General features: G+C 70.9%; 15 protein-coding genes. 13 read left to right on the top strand and 2 right to left on the bottom strand.

The window, feature by feature from the left end:
* On the bottom strand, positions 1–138 hold a 138-nt coding region (locus ACFFIA_RS32205; RefSeq protein ID WP_377252572.1), incomplete at its 3' end, for a LacI family DNA-binding transcriptional regulator.
* 211 nt (positions 139–349) lie between these two features.
* Between ACFFIA_RS32205 and ACFFIA_RS32200 the strand changes: the two genes are divergently transcribed.
* Complete coding sequence (locus ACFFIA_RS32200; protein ID WP_377258149.1) at positions 350–748, top strand: ATP-binding cassette domain-containing protein; 399 nt, start codon at positions 350–352, stop codon at positions 746–748.
* 73 nt (positions 749–821) lie between these two features.
* Here ACFFIA_RS32200 and pgi read toward each other — a convergent pair whose 3' ends face one another.
* Positions 822–2,468, bottom strand: a complete 1,647-nt coding sequence (pgi, locus tag ACFFIA_RS32195) for a glucose-6-phosphate isomerase (protein ID WP_377258146.1) — start codon at positions 2,466–2,468, stop codon at positions 822–824.
* A 98-nt stretch (positions 2,469–2,566) separates the two neighbouring features.
* On the opposite strand from pgi, the gene ACFFIA_RS32190 reads away from it, so the two are divergent.
* From ACFFIA_RS32190 to ACFFIA_RS32135, 12 genes are all read left to right on the top strand, one after another.
* A complete protein-coding gene (locus ACFFIA_RS32190) occupies positions 2,567–3,535 on the top strand; it encodes a TIGR03885 family FMN-dependent LLM class oxidoreductase (protein ID WP_377258143.1) in 969 nt (322 codons plus the stop codon).
* Positions 3,536–3,537: 2 nt separating this feature from the next.
* Complete coding sequence (locus ACFFIA_RS32185) at positions 3,538–5,202, top strand: alpha-amylase family protein (protein ID WP_377258179.1); 1,665 nt, start codon at positions 3,538–3,540, stop codon at positions 5,200–5,202.
* Between the two features lie 166 nt (positions 5,203–5,368).
* The gene (locus ACFFIA_RS32180) at positions 5,369–6,637 is read left to right on the top strand and encodes a cytochrome P450 (RefSeq protein ID WP_377258140.1); all 1,269 of its coding nucleotides are present in this window, start codon (positions 5,369–5,371) and stop codon (positions 6,635–6,637) included.
* A gap of 183 nt (positions 6,638–6,820) precedes the next feature.
* Positions 6,821–7,264: a helix-turn-helix transcriptional regulator gene (locus ACFFIA_RS32175; RefSeq protein WP_377258137.1), complete on the top strand. Its 444-nt coding sequence runs from the start codon at positions 6,821–6,823 to the stop codon at positions 7,262–7,264.
* Positions 7,265–7,503: 239 nt separating this feature from the next.
* Entirely contained in the window at positions 7,504–10,020 is a 2,517-nt protein-coding gene (locus ACFFIA_RS32170; protein WP_377258134.1) for a sensor histidine kinase, read from the top strand.
* Entirely contained in the window at positions 10,017–10,421 is a 405-nt protein-coding gene (locus tag ACFFIA_RS32165) for a roadblock/LC7 domain-containing protein (protein ID WP_377258131.1), read from the top strand. The genes ACFFIA_RS32170 and ACFFIA_RS32165 overlap by 4 nt, the downstream gene beginning before the upstream one ends.
* A 92-nt stretch (positions 10,422–10,513) precedes the next feature.
* Positions 10,514–11,689, top strand: a complete 1,176-nt coding sequence (locus ACFFIA_RS32160; protein WP_377258128.1) for an ABC transporter substrate-binding protein — start codon at positions 10,514–10,516, stop codon at positions 11,687–11,689.
* 86 nt (positions 11,690–11,775) lie between these two features.
* Positions 11,776–12,651 carry a branched-chain amino acid ABC transporter permease gene (locus tag ACFFIA_RS32155; protein WP_377258125.1) on the top strand — a complete coding sequence of 292 codons (876 nt, stop codon included), beginning with the start codon at positions 11,776–11,778 and terminating at the stop codon, positions 12,649–12,651.
* Complete coding sequence (locus ACFFIA_RS32150; protein ID WP_377258122.1) at positions 12,648–13,622, top strand: branched-chain amino acid ABC transporter permease; 975 nt, start codon at positions 12,648–12,650, stop codon at positions 13,620–13,622. Before ACFFIA_RS32155 ends, ACFFIA_RS32150 begins: the two co-directional genes overlap by 4 nt.
* Positions 13,610–14,323 carry an ABC transporter ATP-binding protein gene (locus ACFFIA_RS32145; RefSeq protein WP_377258119.1) on the top strand — a complete coding sequence of 238 codons (714 nt, stop codon included), beginning with the start codon at positions 13,610–13,612 and terminating at the stop codon, positions 14,321–14,323. The genes ACFFIA_RS32150 and ACFFIA_RS32145 overlap by 13 nt, the downstream gene beginning before the upstream one ends.
* A complete protein-coding gene (locus tag ACFFIA_RS32140) occupies positions 14,320–15,060 on the top strand; it encodes an ABC transporter ATP-binding protein (protein WP_377258116.1) in 741 nt (246 codons plus the stop codon). Before ACFFIA_RS32145 ends, ACFFIA_RS32140 begins: the two co-directional genes overlap by 4 nt.
* A gap of 7 nt (positions 15,061–15,067) precedes the next feature.
* Entirely contained in the window at positions 15,068–15,856 is a 789-nt protein-coding gene (locus tag ACFFIA_RS32135) for a class I SAM-dependent methyltransferase (protein WP_377258113.1), read from the top strand.
* Positions 15,857–16,112: the final 256 nt, after the last annotated feature.

Below are 16,112 nucleotides of genomic sequence, written 5' to 3'. Positions count from 1 at the left end.
GCGGGCGGCGTCGTTGGGGACGAAGCCCAGCTCGCTGATCGCCGCCAGCACACGGGAACGCGTCGCGTTCGCCACGATGTCGGGCCTGTTCAGGACATTGGATACCGTGCCGACGGACACTCCCGCGTGGTTGGCCACGTCGCGGATGCTGACCAGCGGGGTCTCCGCCACCTCGTCCTCCCTGCCTCGGATGCCGCAGAGGTCGCCGCGGCGCGGATACTGAATCGTGTCAAGAATGCCTCATGAAGGCGAAGGGCAGGAGGGCCTTGCGTCGTCTAACGATTCGGTAACCCGCTCGAAACCCTTGACCGGTCCCGAAACGAGCCCTTAACGTCTAAGCCACGACTGGATGAAACGTTTCACATCTGCCCAACAGGCTGGAGGCGATCTCGTGCCCGAGCGTGAGGTGCATCCCGAGGCGCTGCTCGCCCTGGTGGGGGTGCGCAAGTCGTTTGGTGCGGTGCACGCCCTTGTGGATGGTCGGTTGGTGTTGCGTGCCGGTGAGGTGCATGCGTTGGTAGGGGAGAACGGTGCTGGTAAGTCGACGTTGGTGAAGGTCCTGGCTGGTGTGCACGCCCCGGACGAGGGTGTGTTGACGCTCGACGGTGAGCCGTTGGTGTTTGGTGGGCCGGCGGATGCGCGTGCGGCGGGGGTTGCGGTGATTTATCAGGAGCCGACCCCGCCTCGCTACTCACGACCACGCCCGCGGCGTGCTCGCCGCGTGGTGGTGGTGAACCGCGGAGGGTGAGGCCGCGGGAGCAGCGGCCCGGACCGCGACGGAGATCGCGGTAGCCCGGATCTGTCTCTTTTGACTGGACCGGCTACCGCCCCCGAGCGGCGCGGTATGTCGCCACGAGCGTCGCGGTGGACGGGTCGAGGCCAGGCACGTCGGCGCCCTCGGTGAGGGCCGGCTCGACCCGCTTGGCGAGCACCTTGCCCAGCTCGACGCCCCACTGGTCGAACGAGTCGATGTCCCAGATCGCGCCCTGCACGAAGACCTTGTGCTCGTACAGGGCGACGAGCTGGCCGAGCACCGACGGTGACAGCTCGGCGGCGAGGATGGTCGTCGTGGGGTGGTTGCCCGGGAACGTGCGGTGCGGCACCTGCTCCTCCGGCACTCCCTCGCCGCGCACCTCCTCGGCCGTCTTACCGAAGGCCAGCGCCTGCCCCTGTGCGAAGAGGTTGGCCATCAGCAGGTCGTGCTGCGCGGCGAGGCTGGGGCTCAGCTCGGCCACCGGGCGGGCGAAGCCGATCAGGTCGGCCGGGATCATCTTCGTGCCCTGGTGCAGCAGCTGGTAGTACGCGTGCTGGCCGTTGGTGCCGGGCGTGCCCCACACCACCGGGCCGGTCTGCCAGGCCACCGGGCGGCCCTGGCGGTCGACGTACTTGCCGTTGGACTCCATGTCGAGCTGCTGGAGGTACGCCGGGAACTTCGACAGGTAGTGGCTGTAGGGCAGCACGGCGTGCGACTGCGCGTCGAAGAAGGCGCCGTACCAGACGCCGAGAAGGCCGAGCAGCAGTGGCGCGTTCGCCTCCGGCGGTGCGGTCCGGAAGTGGTCGTCGACCGTGCGGAAACCGGCGAGCATCTCGCGGAAGCGCTCCGGCCCGATCGCGATCATCAGGGAGAGCCCGATCGCCGAGTCGTAGGAGTAACGGCCGCCTACCCAGTCCCAGAACTCGAACATGTTCTGCGTGTCGATGCCGAACGCCGCGACCTCCTTGGCGTTGGTCGACAGGGCCACGAAGTGCTTGGCCACCGCGCTCTCGTCGCCGCCGAGCCCGGCGACCAGCCACTCCCGGGCCGAGGTGGCGTTGGTGATGGTCTCGATCGTCGTGAACGTCTTGGAGGCCACGATGAAGAGCGTCTCGGTCGGGTCGAGGTCGCGAATCGCCTCGTGCAGGTCGGCGCCGTCGATATTGGACACGAACCGGAAGTCGAGCGAGCGGGCGGTGTAGGGACGGAGCGCCTCGTACGCCATCGCGGGGCCGAGGTCGGAGCCGCCGATGCCGATGTTGACCACGGTGCGGATCGCCTTGCCGGTGGCGCCGGTCCACGCGCCGGAGCGCACCGAGTCGGCGAAGCGGGTCATCTTGTCGAGGACCGCGTGCACCTCGGGCACCACGTTTTCGCCGTCCACCTCGATCACCGCGTCGCGGGGCGCGCGGAGCGCGGTGTGGAGCACGGCGCGACGCTCGGTGATATTGATCTTCTCGCCGCGGAACATCGCGTCGCGCAGCTCGGCCACGCCCCGAGCCGCGGCCAGGTCACGCAGCAGGCCCAGCGTGTCGTCGGTGACCAGGTGCTTCGAGTAGTCCAGGCAGAGGTCGCCGACCCGCACGGTGAGCCGCTCGGCGCGGCCCGGATCTGCCCCGAACAGCTCGCGCAGGTGCGTGCCGCCCAGCTCCGCGCGGTGCTTGGCCAGCGCGGCCCACTCGGGTAGCTCGTTGAGGCGGACGGTGTCAGGCATCGCTCACTCCCGGCTTTTCGGTACGGACCATCCTGACCTTATCCGCCACCGATGAACGACCGGTGTAAGACCGGACGACTGGGGGCACCTTGCTGCCCATGACCCTCTACGGCTTCCACGCCTCCCACGAGCAGATCGACCCCGGTGGCCTGCTCGCCGCGGCGATCCGGGCCGAGCGGGCCGGCTTTGACGCGGCGATGTGCTCCGATCACTTCTCGCCGTGGAGCGAGCGGCAGGGCGAATCCGGCTTCGCCTGGTCGTGGCTCGGCGCCGCCCTCCAGGCCACGCGACTGCCTTTCGGCGTCGTGACCGCCCCCGGTCAGCGTTACCATCCGGCGATCATCGCGCAGGCCATCGGCACGCTGGCCGCCATGTACCCGGGCCGGTTCTGGGCCGCGCTCGGCACCGGCGAGTACAGCAACGAACACATCACCGGCGAAGCCTGGCCGCGCAAGGAGGTGCGCAACGCCCGGCTGCGCGAGTGCGTCGACGTGATCCGGGCGCTGCTCGCCGGTGCCGAGGTGACCCACGACGGCCTGGTCACGGTCGACCGGGCCCGCCTCTGGAGCCGCCCGGCCGAGCCGCCCGCGCTGGTCGGCGCCGCGGTGAGCGTGGAGACCGCGCGATGGTGCGCGGAGTGGGCGGACGGCCTGATCACGGTCGGTGCGCCGCACGAGCACCTGCGCCGGATGGTCGACGCGTACCGCGAGGCCGGCGGTCGCGGTCGGCTCCGTCTCCAGGTGCACGTGAGCTACGCCGCCGACGAGGACGAGGCGTTGCGGATCGCGCACGACCAGTGGCGTACCAACGTCTTCGCGCCGCCGGTCTGCTGGGACCTGGAACTTGTCGAGCACTTCGAGGAGGCGGCCAAGCACGTACCGCCGGAAGCCATGCACGACGTCGTGCGGATCTCCGCGGACCCGGCGCGGCACGCGGAGTGGCTTCAGGAGTACGCCGACCTCGGCTTCGACGAGATCATGGTGCACCACGTGGGGCAGTCGCAGGACGAGTTCCTCGACGTCTTCGGCGCCAAGGTGCTCCCGCGACTGCGCGGCGGTGTCGCGTGAGGATGAGTCACACCGCCGACCTGTGGTGGAAGAACGCGGTCATCTACTGCCTCGACGTGGAGACCTTCTTCGACGGTGACGGCGACGGCTGCGGCGACTTCCGCGGCCTCGCCCAGCGCGTGGACTACCTCGACGAGATGGGCGTCACCTGCATCTGGCTCATGCCCTTCTATCCCACGCCGGACCGCGACGACGGCTACGACATCACCGACTTCTACGGCGTCGACCCGCGTCTGGGCACCAAGGGTGACCTTGTCGAGTTTCTGCGGCTGGCCCGTGACCGCGGCATCCGGGTGATAGCCGACCTCGTCGTCAACCACACCTCCAACCAGCATCCGTGGTTTCAGAGCGCGCGTTCCAGCCCCGACTCGCCGCACCGCGACTGGTACGTCTGGCGCGACAAGCCGCCCGCCGACGGCCCGGAGGGGATCGTCTTCCCGGACCAGGAGAAGAGCCTCTGGGAGTACGACGAGAAGGCGGGGCAGTACTACCTGCACCGCTTCTACAAGCACCAGCCCGACCTCAACGTCACCAATCCCGTTGTACGCGACGAGATCGTGCGCGTGCTCGGCTACTGGATCCACTTAGGACTGTCTGGCTTCCGCGTGGACGCGGTGCCGTTTCTACTGGAGACCGACGGCGCGTTGGGGGCCGACGACCTGCCCGACCCGCACCGCTACCTGCGTGACCTGCGGGCCTTCCTGTCCCGCCGCTACGGCGAGGCGGTCCTGCTCGGCGAGGTCAACCTGCCGTACCCGGACACGATGCGTTTCTTCGGCGACGAGGACGGCGACGAGCTCACGATGTGCTTCGACTTCATCGGGATGCAGCAGCTCTACCTGTCGCTGGCCCGGGAGTCGGCGGCACCGCTGGCCAAGGCGCTGGAGGAGCGGCCGATCGAGCCCAAGGACGCGCAGTGGGCCACCTTCGTCCGCAACCACGACGAGCTGACGCTGGACAAGCTGAGCGACGACGAACGGCAGGAGGTCTTCGACGCGTTCGGTCCGGAGAAGAACATGCAGGTGTACGGGCGCGGCCTGCGCCGCCGCCTGCCCTCCATGCTGGACGGTGACATGGACCGCATCCGCATGGTCTACAGCCTGCTCTTCTCGTTGCCCGGAACGCCGGTGCTCTTCTACGGCGAGGAGATCGGCATGGCGGAGGAGCTGGGCGTGGAGGGGCGCAACGCCGTGCGTACCCCGATGCAGTGGTCCGACGACCACAACGGCGGCTTCTCCCCGGCCGACCCGGACCAGCTCAGCGCTCCGGTGGTGCGGGGCGAGTTCGGCCCGGCGAACGTGAACGTCGTCTCCCAGGTGCGCGCCCCGGATTCGCTGCTGTCCTGGATGAAGCTGCTGATCCGCCGCTACCGGCAGTGCCCCGAGCTGGCCTGGGGCCGGTACCAGGTGCTGACCCACGACGCGGACACGGTGCTGGCGCACCGGGCGGATCAGGACGGTGGCACGGTCGTGGCGCTGCACAACTTCGCCGCCGAGCCGGCGGAGGTGACGCTGCGGCTGGATGGGCTCGAGCCGGACGACCGCCTCGTCGACCTGATCGCCGGTGGCAGCACGCCGGTGGAGGACGGGCGGATGACGCTGCGCCTGGGCCGGTACGGTTGCCGCTGGCTCCGCGTGTTGAAACGGGGCGAGGTGTTCGTGCCCTGACGCCATTGTGCCGAGACCGCCTTTCGTGATCCGCACAAACGAGGCTCACGTGCATTTCGCAACTTGCATCTATTGAGCCCACGTGAACCTCTAATTGCGTATCAAGAATCGGTATTGACTAAATCCTCTTCGGTATCGCACGGTAGAAGTCCCGAGGAGGCAAGGCATGGAGCTCAGGCCGTTCTCTGGCACCTATCTCACCGACCCGGCCGCTATTTGGCGGGATCTGCTCGACGGCCCCGAGCGGGTGCATTACGCCGACGACCTCGGACTCTGGTTGATCACGAAACATGCTGACGTGCGCACCGCGCTCGGCGACAGCGAAGCATTCAGCAACGCGCTCACCCTGATGCCCATTTATGACATGTGTCCGGAAGCGCTGTCGATCGTCATGCAGATCGACGCGCCTCCGACCACAGCGGCGGCCGACGCGCCGACGCACACGCGCACTCGCCGCGCGCTGCGGGCGACCTTCGCCAACACCGCAGCGCGCGTCAACGAGCAATACGGCGCCATGGTGCGCCGGCGCGTCGACGAGCTGGTGTCCCGCCTTGTCGCCCGGCGGGGCACCGTCGTCGATCTCGTTTCCGACTTCGCGGCCGAGTTGCCGCTGCTCGTCATCGTCGACCTGCTCGGCGCGCCGCCCGAAGACGTACCGGCCATCAAGAGCTGGTCCGACGGGCAGATCGCGCTGGTCTGGGGTCAGCCCGACCCGGCCGAGCAGGTGCGCCTCGCCCAGGGCCTGCTCGACTTCTGGCGCTACTGCCAGCGGCTCGTGGCCATCCGCGTGCGAGAGGGCCACGACGGCGACGACTTCATCAGCAAGGCGCTGCGCTATCGCGGCGGCGACGACGAGATCCTCACCGAGGACGAGGTCGCCAGCCTGGCGTTCAACCTGCTCGTCGCCGGCCACGAGACCACCTCCGGCCTGATCGCGCACAGCCTCGACAACGCCCTCTCGGTGTCGAGCCGGTGGGAGCGGCTGGTGGAAAATCCGGCCGGCGTGCCGGCGTTCATCGAGGAGACGCTCCGCTTCGGCCCGGCGATCGACGGCTGGCTGCGGGTCACCACGCGCGACGTCGCGATCGGCGAGACCACCATCCCGGCCGGTTCCCGGTGCCTGCTGCTGCTCGGCGCCGCCAACCGCGACTCCGGGGTCTTCGCCCACCCCGACGTCTTCGACCCGCACCGGGCCGACGGCCGCGACCACCTCTCCTTCGGCTACGGGCCACACTTCTGCATCGGGGCGGCGCTCGCCCGGCTCGAGGCACAGGTCGCGTTGACCCAACTCACGGCCGCGGTTCCCGGCCTCCGGCTGGCGCCCGAGCACGTCAGTTCGTTCAAGCCGAATGCGGGCTTCCGGGCGCACCACGCATTGCCGGTATTCGTCGAGACCTTTGCCCGAGTGGACGAGCGGGCGCCTCGCGCGGCTTGATCGACAACTGGCCCTTTTCCATCCGTCGTCACGGTCCGTCGCGAAACTCCGCTCGATGTCGGATGGAAAAGTCAGTCACTATCCGTGTCGATCATTTGGTGTGCCTTTCCAGCGGTCGGTCGGCCCGTCAGAATGGGGAGCGGCGGATTTTTCGATAGGCCGGGTCGACTCGAAGGTGAGCACATGGACGGTGCGCCATCCGACGCTGCCCCTGATTCGATAGCCAGTCGCCGGTTCCGGCGCGAGCTGCGGCACTGGCGGACCCGCGGCGGGATGACCCAGCGCGCGCTGGCCGACCGGGTCCGGTTCAGCCGGGAGACCGTGGCGGCGGTCGAGTCCGGCCGGCGCTACGGCAGCCGTGAGCTGGCAGTTCGTTGCGACGAGGTGCTCGGCACCGGCGGGCTGCTGACCGCGCTCTGGCCCGAGGTGGCGCGCGAGCAGATCGCGGCGGACGGGCGGCGTGGGCCCCGCGAGCATATCGCCCCACGCCCGCGTACGCCCGCCGACGACATCGTGGCGATGATCGTCGACAACGGCGCGATGCTCGGCCCCACCGAGGTCGTGGTGGAGATCGACGACCTGCGCACCGTGATCGACCGGGCCCTGAGCCGGGGGCGTCGCCGCTAGGATTTCGTGCACGGAGAGTGCTTGCTCCTCTCCGGACGGTACAGATGCGGGTACCAGTTTTCCGTACCACGGGCAACCCCGTTTGTCGCACGTCATGTGCGACGCCATGGGATTTGCTAGCTGCAACGTGCACATCGAACTGTGCCGACCACCCGTGGGAGTGAATCTTGGCGTCCGGTACAAAAGCCCATGCGGCCCGGCCGGGCCCTCGGCAGCGGGGCTGGAAGATCGCCTCTCGCATGCGCATCATCGTGGCCGCGCCCCTGGTCGCCGTGGTCGGCTTCGCCGGCCTGGCGCTCGCGGGCAGCGTCCAGCAAGCCGAACGGGCCAGCGACCTCGGTGTCCTCGCGCGCCTCGGCGCCGACGCGGGCGCCCTGGCATACCAGTTGCAGCGCGAGCGGGTCTCCGCGGCCGATCTTCTGGCCACCGGGGGCACTCGCCAGGAGGACACGTACGCGAAGCAGACGGCGGAGACGGACCAGGCGGTCGCCCAGTACCGGCGACAGCGCGCCCTGGTGCCATCCGTGCCCACCGGCACCGCGGCCGTCCTCCAGCGAATCGACGGATCCATCGACGACCTTGGACCACTGCGGGCGCAGGTGCGAACCGCGGCGAACGCCTCGGTCTCCGCCATGACCTTCAGCTACCGCATCATCATCGCGGACCTGCTGTCGTACCGGGAGGCGATCGCGCAGGGCGTCGAGTCCGCCGAGATCGCAGACCAGATCCGGGCATCCGCCGCGCTCTCCAAGGCGGGCGAGTCGGTTGGCCAGCAGCAGGTCGCGGTCATGCGCGCCCTCGCCGCCGGGCAGCTGACGCCGGCGATGCAGCAGGACATCACCGCGTCCCGCACCAGCTTCACCGAAAACAGCCTCACCTTCCTCAGCCTGTCCCAACCCGAGTGGCGGGTCTGGTGGGAGCAGGCCGGCAGCGGTGAAGAGATCGTGGGCCTGCAACGGTTGCAGGACCAGGTCTCCCGCGCCGAGCCGGGCACGCGGCTGCGGGTCGGCACCACCGCCTGGATCGACGCCACCCAGGACTGGGCGCGCCGCCTGTACGAGGTGCAGCAGCGCGTCGACAGCGCGGTCTTCGACGAGATCGACGCGGCCCGGGTCGACGAGCGGCGCAACGCGATCCTCGAGGCGGCCGCGATGGCCGTGGCCCTCGCCCTCACCGTGCTGGTCACGTGGGCGGTCGCCCGCCAGATCACGCACCGGCTGCGGCGGCTGCGCGACGCGGCCAACGCGGTCGCGTTCGACGAGCTGCCGGCGATGGTGGAGGAGCTGCGCAGCGCGGACGCCTCCGTCCATCCGGAGATGCTCGCGGCGCAGGCGGCCACCGTCGACCGCGGCAGCGGCGACGAGATCGGCGAGGTGGGCCAGGCATTCACCGCCGTTCACCGGGCGGCCGTCCGCACCGCCGCCGAGCAGGCCGTGATGCGGGCCAACACCGCGAAGATCTTCATCCACCTCAGCCGCCGCGAGCAGCGCCTGGTGGACGCGGTACTGGCCCAGGTCGACCTCGTCGAGCAGGACGAGACCGATCCGGAGCGACTGCAACGTCTGTACACATTGGACAACCTGGCGACCCGGATGGCGCGGATCAACGCCAGCCTGCTGGTGCTCGGCGGCGTCGGCGTGGGCCGCATGCGGCACGATGACGTGCCGCTGCCGAAGATGCTCCAGGCCGCGCTCTCCCAGATCGAGCACTATCAGCGGGTACGCCTCGGCGTGGTGGACACCGACGTCGCGGTCTCCCGGGACGCGGTGGACGAGGTCGTGCACCTGCTCGCCGAGCTGATGGACAACGCGACCACGTACGCCCCGCCGGAGAGCGAGACCTGGGTGACCGCCCGCAGCCTCGGCGACCGGGTCATCGTGCAGATCAGCGACGAGGGCGTGGGCCTGCCCAAGGAGCGGTTGGGGCAGCTCAACCAGGTGCTCTCCCGGCCACCGGCGATCGACGTCGCGGCGGTGCGGGCGATGGGTCTGGTCGTGGTCGGCCAGCTCGCCATCCGGCTCGGCGCGACGGTGGAGCTGCGCCCTGGCCCGCGCCTCGGCACGATCGCCGAGGTCGCGCTCCCGGGCAAGCTGATCCGCCCGCTCCCCAAGGACCAGGAGCTGCCCAGCGCGGGACACTCACCGGTCTTCGTGGGGGCGCTGGAGGCGGGCATCCGCATGGACGGCCCGATCCCGGTCAGCCCGGCACCGGCCGGCATGCAGATCCCGCTGCCCCGGATGCCCCACGCCGGGCCGCTCCCGCCGACCAACGGCGGCCTTCCCAGCAAGCCGCCACCGAGCGCGGCGCCGGACCCGATACCGGCGCAGGGCAGGGCACCGGTCCGCGAGATCGACCAGACCCAGGAGCTGATCATCTTCGAGCAGGTCAACAGCTGGTTCCGGGCGGACCACGGGATGGGGCTGGAGCAGAGCGCGGAGCCGACCGACCCGCCCCCGCAGTCCCCGGTCCCGCCGGCCGTCGCCAACTGGAGCACTCCCGGCGACGAGGGGTGGCGTGCCGCCTCGCAGCTCGAGAGCCCGCAGGTCATCGGCACCACGCGCACCGGCCTGCCGATCCGCAAGCCCCAGGCACACCTCATACCCGGTGCGGTGCCGCCCAGCGGCGAAGCCGGCCGGTCCGAGCGCCGTGACCCCGCACAGGTCGCGTCCGCCATGTCCGCGTACGCCCGCGGTGTCGCGGGCCGCCGTCCCCTGGCCAACGCCACCAACAACGACGCGACAGGAGAGCCTTCGTGACCAACCAACGAGACCTCGGCTGGATGCTGGACAGCTTCGCCGAGCGCGCCCCGGACGTCAGTCACGCCATCGCCATCTCGGCGGACGGGCTGATGGTGGCCGCCACGCGCGCACTGCCGCCGGACCGGGCCGACCAGCTCGCGGCCACCGGCAGCGGGCTCGTGAGCCTCCTGCGCGGCGCCGCCGCCTTCTTCGACGCGGGCGCGGTGATCTCCAACGTCACCCAGCTCGAGGGCGGCTTCATGTTCTCCATGGCCTTCAACGACGGCGCGTCGCTGCTCGTACTGGCCACTCCCAACTGTGACGTCGGCAAGGTGTCGTACGAGATGACGGAGCTGGCCAACCGCATCGGCGACGCACTCACCCCGGCGGCACGCTCGGCCCTCACTCATACCCGCTGAGCCGAATACCTCGCTGGACCGAATACCTCGCTGGACCGAATACCCCGCTGAACCGATCCCCCCGGACCAATCAGCCCAACGACGGAGTACCCATGCGTATCCACAAGATGACGGCGGCACTCATCACTCTCGGCCTGGCAGCGGCCGGCGCCACGGCCTGTGCCGACGAGAGCGGCGGCAGCACCGGCACCCTCAAGATCGGGCTGCTCGCCTCGCTCTCCGGCACGTACCAGGCGATCGGCACCGACATCCGCGACGGCTTCGAGCTCTACCTCGAGATGCACGACGGCATGCTCGGCGGCCACCAGGTCGAGCTGGTGGTGGCGGACGAGGGCGACGGTGCCCCGACCGCCGTGCCGGCCGCCACCAAGCTCGTCAAGCAGGACAAGGTCATCGCGCTCACCGGCGTCGTCGGCGGTGGCTCGGCGGCCGCGATCCAGCCGGTGCTGGCCCAGGCGAAGATCCCGTTCGTCGGCTCCAACGGGCGGCCGGAGCTGAAGGACATCAGCCACGTCTGGCACACCTCGTACCTGTCCCAGGAGACCGGCGCGGCGATCGCCCAGTACGTCAAGGACAACGTCGACGGCGCGGTCTACGCGATCGGGCCGGACTACCAGGGCGGCTGGGACCAGTTGCAGGGCTTCACCGACGCGTTCGCCAAGGCCGGTGGCGAGCTGGCCAACGCGGACGGCAAGACCCGCTTCACGCCGTTCCCGCAGACGAAGAACTTCACCCCGTACTTCGCGCAGATCAAGGCTTCCGGCGCCGCGGCGGTCTACACGTTCTACGCGGGCGCGGCGGCGATCGACTTCGTCAAGCAGTACGCCCAGTCGGAGGTCAAGGACCTGCCCCTCTACGCGGCCGGCTTCCTGACCGAGGGCGGCGTGCTCAACGCGCAGGGCGACTCGGCCCGCGACGTGTACTCCGTGCTCAACTACTCGCCCGACCTCGACAACGCGCAGAACCGCGAGTTCGTCGCCGCGTGGAAGGCCGACCACGACGGCCCGCCCACCACGTACGCGATGGCCTCGTTCGACGCGGCCGCGGTGCTGGACAAGGCGATCGGGGCGGCGGGGGAGAACCCGACCGCGGAGAGCATCAACAACGCGATCGCCGGCCTGGGACAGATCGAGAGCCCGCGGGGCTCGTGGCAGTTCTCCAAGAAGACCCACTCGCCGGTGCAGAAGTGGTACCTGCGGCAGGTCCGCCCGGACGGCCGCGCGCTCTCCAACACGGTCGTCGGTGACCTGGCGACGGTGGGCGAGTAGCTGTCCATGAGCGAGCGGAGCGAGCGAATCATCAAGCTCAGTGCGCTTGGAGTCTCGCGGTCGCCCGCAGCGAAGCGAGGACGGCCGTGAGTGAACTGGATCCGTACCTGATCCCGGCGCTCGACGGTGTCGCGTACGGTCTGCTGCTCTTCGTGGTCGCCGCTGGGCTGGTGTTGAGCTTCGGCGTAGCCGGAATCCTCAACCTGGCCCACGGCACCCTGTACGCGATCGGCGCCTACGTGGCGGCGTGGCTGGCCGACGGAGGCTGGGCCGCGCTGCCACTGGCGCTGGTCGCGGGGGTGCTCGCGTCCACCGCCGCGGGCACGGCACTGGCCGGCCTGCTCACGCCGGTGGCGCGGGGCGACCACCTGACCCAGGCGCTGCTGACCTTCGGGCTCGCGCTGGCCGGCGGGAGCCTGCTGGTCAGCGCGTTCGGCCCGGACGACCTGCCGGTGCGCGTGCCGGCGGCGCTGGACCGCCCGGTCGACCTGGCCGGGCGCCCCTACGCCGCGTACCGGCTGCTCTTCATCCTGGTCGCGGCGGTGATCGCGATCGGGCTGTACCTGGCGGTGACGCGGACCCGGGCCGGCATGCTGGTGCGGGCCGCGGTCGACGACCCGCAGATGGTGGCCTGCCTGGGCGTCGACCCGACGCGCGTGCGGGTCGGCGTGCTGGCCGTCTCGGGCGCGCTGGCCGGGCTGGCCGGCGTGCTCGGCGCGCCGATCATCGGGCCGGGCCCGAGCACCGCCGCCACCGTGCTGCTCCTGTCCCTGGTGGTCGTCGTGCTCGGCGGCCTCAACTCCGTCGTGGGCACGCTGCTCGCGGCGCTCGCGGTGGGCGAGATCCAGACGCTGGGCGTCGCCCTGCTGCCGACGGCAGCGCCGTTCCTTCTCTACGCGGCCATGGCGGTGATCCTCGCCGCCCGCGCGCGGGGCCTTCTCCGGCGATGGAGTACGGCATGAGGAGGCGCGACGCGGTCCTGACCGTCGCCGCGGTCGCCGTCGCGGTGGCGGCGCCGTGGATCGTCGACGACTACACCACGGCCACGCTATCCCGCGTGCTCGTGCTCGGCCTGGTCGCGGTGAGCGTGGCGCTGCTGACCGGCGTGGCCGGCCTGCCCACGCTCGGCCAGACCGCCCCGTTCGCCGCGGGGGCGTACACGGCGGCACAGCTCGGCCAGCACGCGGTGGCGAACGGGCCGGTGCAGCTCGTCGCGGCGGTCGCGGTGGGCGCGGCGTTCGCACTGCTCACCGCCCCGCTCGTGGTGTACGCGCGGGGCGTGGTCGTACTCATGATCACGCTGGCGATCGGTGAGCTGGCGATCACCGTGGCCAGCCGCTGGAAGTCGGTGACCGGCGGCACCGACGGCCTGATCGCGGTCACCGGCGTACGCCCGTTCACCGGACTCTCCACACTCGACACCGACCGGGCCCGCTATCTCTACGCGCTCGCGGTCGTCGGCGTGATCGTGGGGGTGCTGCTGCTCGCACTCCGCTCGCCGGCCGGGCTGTACCTGCGCGGCAGCCGCGACGACGAGGCGCGCATGCGGGCCAGCGGCCATCCCGTGATCGCGTACCTGACCGGCGCCTACATGGCGGCCGGTGGGATCGCGGGCGCGGGCGGGGCCCTGCTGGTCACCACGCAGCAGTACGTCTCGCCGGCCGACTTCAGCTTCGACATCGCCGCGCTGCTCCTGCTCGGCGTGGTGATCGGTGGCGCCGGGTCGATGCTCGGCGCGCTCGCGGGTACGGCGCTCGTCTTCGCCGCCCGCGACTGGCTCTCCGGCCTGCTGCCCGGGCACGCGCCGCTGCTCCTCGGCGCGCTGTTCGTGGTGACGGCCTACCTCCTGCCACGCGGGGTGGCGGGATTCGACTGGCGTCGACTCGGCCGGCGGGACCGGGCGGCGAAGGGGGCGACACAGTGGACATCCTGATCACGGAGGCACTCACCCGGAGGTACGGCTCACTCGTCGCCGTCGACCGGCTCGACCTGCGCATGATGCCGGGCGAGCGGCGGGCGGTCATCGGGCCGAACGGGGCCGGCAAGACCACGCTCCTCGACCTGGTGGCCGGCGCGATCTGGCCGAGCGGCGGGCGGATCCGCTTCGACGGGCGGGACATCACCGGGTACGGCCCGGCAAGGCGGGCGCGGCTGGGGATCGGCCGGATCCACCAGCGCCCGGCGGTGTGGCCATCACTGACCACATTGGACAACGTGGCCGTGGCGGCGGCCCGGCTGCGCGGTGGCGTACGCCGTTCCCGCCGACCGGCCGTCGAGCTGCTCGACCGGCTCGGCCTCGCCGACCACGCCGACGTCGAGGCGGCCCGCCTTTCCCACGGCCAGCGCCGGCAGTTGGAGATCGCGATGGCGCTCGCCGGCGAGCCGCGGCTGCTCCTGCTGGACGAGCCGGCGGCGGGACTGTCCGCTGTGGAGTTCGAACGGTTGGGCGCGGTGCTGCGCGACCTGCCGGAGGGCGTGACCGTCCTGCTCGTCGAGCACCGCCTCGACCTCGTCTACGCCCTCGCCGACGTGGTGACCGTCCTCCGCGACGGCCAGTACGTGGCCACCGGCACGCCAGACGAGATCCGCGCGTCGCACGCGGTGCGGCAGGCGTACAGCGGAGTGCTCGGGTGACCGCCGCACCGGCCGCGTTGCGCGTCGAGGGGCTGCATGCCGGCTACCACGGCGGGCTGGTGCTGCACGGCGTGGGCCTCCACGTCGAGGCGGGCACCGTGCAGGCGCTCGTGGGTCGCAACGGGGCGGGCAAGACCACGCTGATACACACGATCGCGGGGCTCCTGCGCCCGTACTCCGGGATGGTGGAGATCGGCGGCGTGGACCTGGCCGGCAAGCCCGCGCACCGCGTGGCCCGCGCCGGGGTCGGGCTCGTCCCGCAGGGACGGCGGGTCTTTCCCAGCCTGACGGTGGCCGAGCACCTGCGGCTGGCCGCCGCCGGGCGTGGGCGCGATCCGATGTGGACAGTGGAGCGCGTGCTGGAGCTGCTGCCCCGGTTGGGGGAGCGGCTCGACCACCGCGGCGACCAGCTCTCCGGCGGCGAGCAGCAGATGCTCGCGATCGGCCGGGCGCTGCTCACCCAGCCCCGCCTGCTGTTGCTGGACGAGCCCACCGAAGGGCTCGCGCTCGACCTGGCCGCCCGGGTACGCGGCCTGCTGACCGGCCTGGCCGAGGCCGGACTGAGCATGCTGCTCGTGGAGCAGCGGCTCGACCACGCGATCGAGGTGGCGGACCGGATCGCAGTTCTGGACTACGGGCGTGTGGTGTTCGACGCGCCCACCGCGCAGGTGCGCGCGGATCCCACGACCGTCCAATCGATGCTCAGCATCGACCAGCCACTACCGCAAGGGAGCTGATCCGATCGTGCCGACCGGCTATTCCTTCGACAACCACGCCCCCGAGGCTGACGCCCAACTGGCCACGCTGGAGGCATTCCTCGACCCGATCACCAATGCCCGCCTCAGGCCGCTGATGCGCGCCGGCGCCACCTGCTGGGAGGTGGGCGCGGGCGGCGGCTCGGTCGCGAGGCTGATGGCCACCGCGGTGGGCTCCGAGGGGCGAGTGGTCGCCTCCGACATCGACCCCTCCCACCTAGTGTCCACCGACAACCTCACCGTTGTGCGGCACGATGCCCGCACCGAGCCCGCCCCGGCCGGCGGCCCGTACGACCTGATCCACGCCCGCCTGCTCCTGCTCCACCTGCCCGAGCGCCGCAGGGTACTGGCCGAGCTGGTCGCCGCGCTCGCCCCGGGCGGCTGGCTGGTCGTGGAGGAGTTCGACTGCACCGCCCCGCTGCGCGTGCTGACCGCGCCCACCGACGACGCCGCGAAGCTCTTCCAGCAGGTCATGGAGGCGATCCTCGGCGTACTCCACGACCGCGGCGCCGACCTGGCGTGGGCCCAGAACGTGCACACCGAGATGGCCCAGGCCGGCCTCGCCGACATCGACACCATCACCCACTCCCAGAGCTGGACCGGCGGCTCGTCCGGTGCCGCGCTGCACGACATCAACTCCCGCACGCTGGAGCCGCGCCTGCTGGCCGCCGGCATCTCCCTCGACCAGTTGCGCGCGTTCCGGCAGCTCTCCCGAGACCCCTCGTTCTCGTCGCTCTCGTACCAGTTTGTCTCGACCCGCGGCCGCAAGCCGCGCTGACCCTTCGCCCGCCCCTTCGCCGACCGGCCGCCTTCGGCTGTCCGCGGAGGGGCGCCGTCGTGCCCGGCGGGCGAGGACGACATCGAGTCACGCCGATGCATACCGTGTCGTCGGGATGGTGGATCGCCTGGTAGGAATCGCTTTCTTGCAGCGAAGCTTGTGCATGGGAGCCCTCCCATGCAAGACTCGCTCTACGCATTCGGGGGAGCCGATGCGAGTGAGCTTCGCCAGGGCACGCGGGTAGGCCTCCAGCCGT

The sequence above is a fragment of the Phytohabitans kaempferiae genome (genome assembly GCF_042433955.1).
GTDB classification, from domain to species: Bacteria; Actinomycetota; Actinomycetes; order Mycobacteriales; family Micromonosporaceae; genus Phytohabitans; species Phytohabitans kaempferiae.
Note: the sequence above shows the minus strand (reverse complement) of the source record. Positions and strands in the feature narration are given on the sequence as shown.

Bases quoted from the DNA above. Each gene is read 5' to 3' on its own strand.
- ACFFIA_RS32160 (WP_377258128.1), top strand. From the start codon at position 10,514: ATGCGTATCCACAAGATGACGGCGGCACTCATCACTCTCGGCCTGGCA.
- ACFFIA_RS32185 (WP_377258179.1), top strand. From the start codon at position 3,538: ATGAGTCACACCGCCGACCTGTGGTGGAAGAACGCGGTCATCTACTGC.
- ACFFIA_RS32200 (WP_377258149.1), top strand. From the start codon at position 350: ATGAAACGTTTCACATCTGCCCAACAGGCTGGAGGCGATCTCGTGCCC.
- pgi (WP_377258146.1), bottom strand. From the start codon at position 2,468: ATGCCTGACACCGTCCGCCTCAACGAGCTACCCGAGTGGGCCGCGCTG.
- ACFFIA_RS32150 (WP_377258122.1), top strand. From the start codon at position 12,648: ATGAGGAGGCGCGACGCGGTCCTGACCGTCGCCGCGGTCGCCGTCGCG.
- ACFFIA_RS32170 (WP_377258134.1), top strand. From the start codon at position 7,504: ATGCGCATCATCGTGGCCGCGCCCCTGGTCGCCGTGGTCGGCTTCGCC.
- ACFFIA_RS32175 (WP_377258137.1), top strand. From the start codon at position 6,821: ATGGACGGTGCGCCATCCGACGCTGCCCCTGATTCGATAGCCAGTCGC.
- ACFFIA_RS32180 (WP_377258140.1), top strand. From the start codon at position 5,369: ATGGAGCTCAGGCCGTTCTCTGGCACCTATCTCACCGACCCGGCCGCT.
- ACFFIA_RS32190 (WP_377258143.1), top strand. From the start codon at position 2,567: ATGACCCTCTACGGCTTCCACGCCTCCCACGAGCAGATCGACCCCGGT.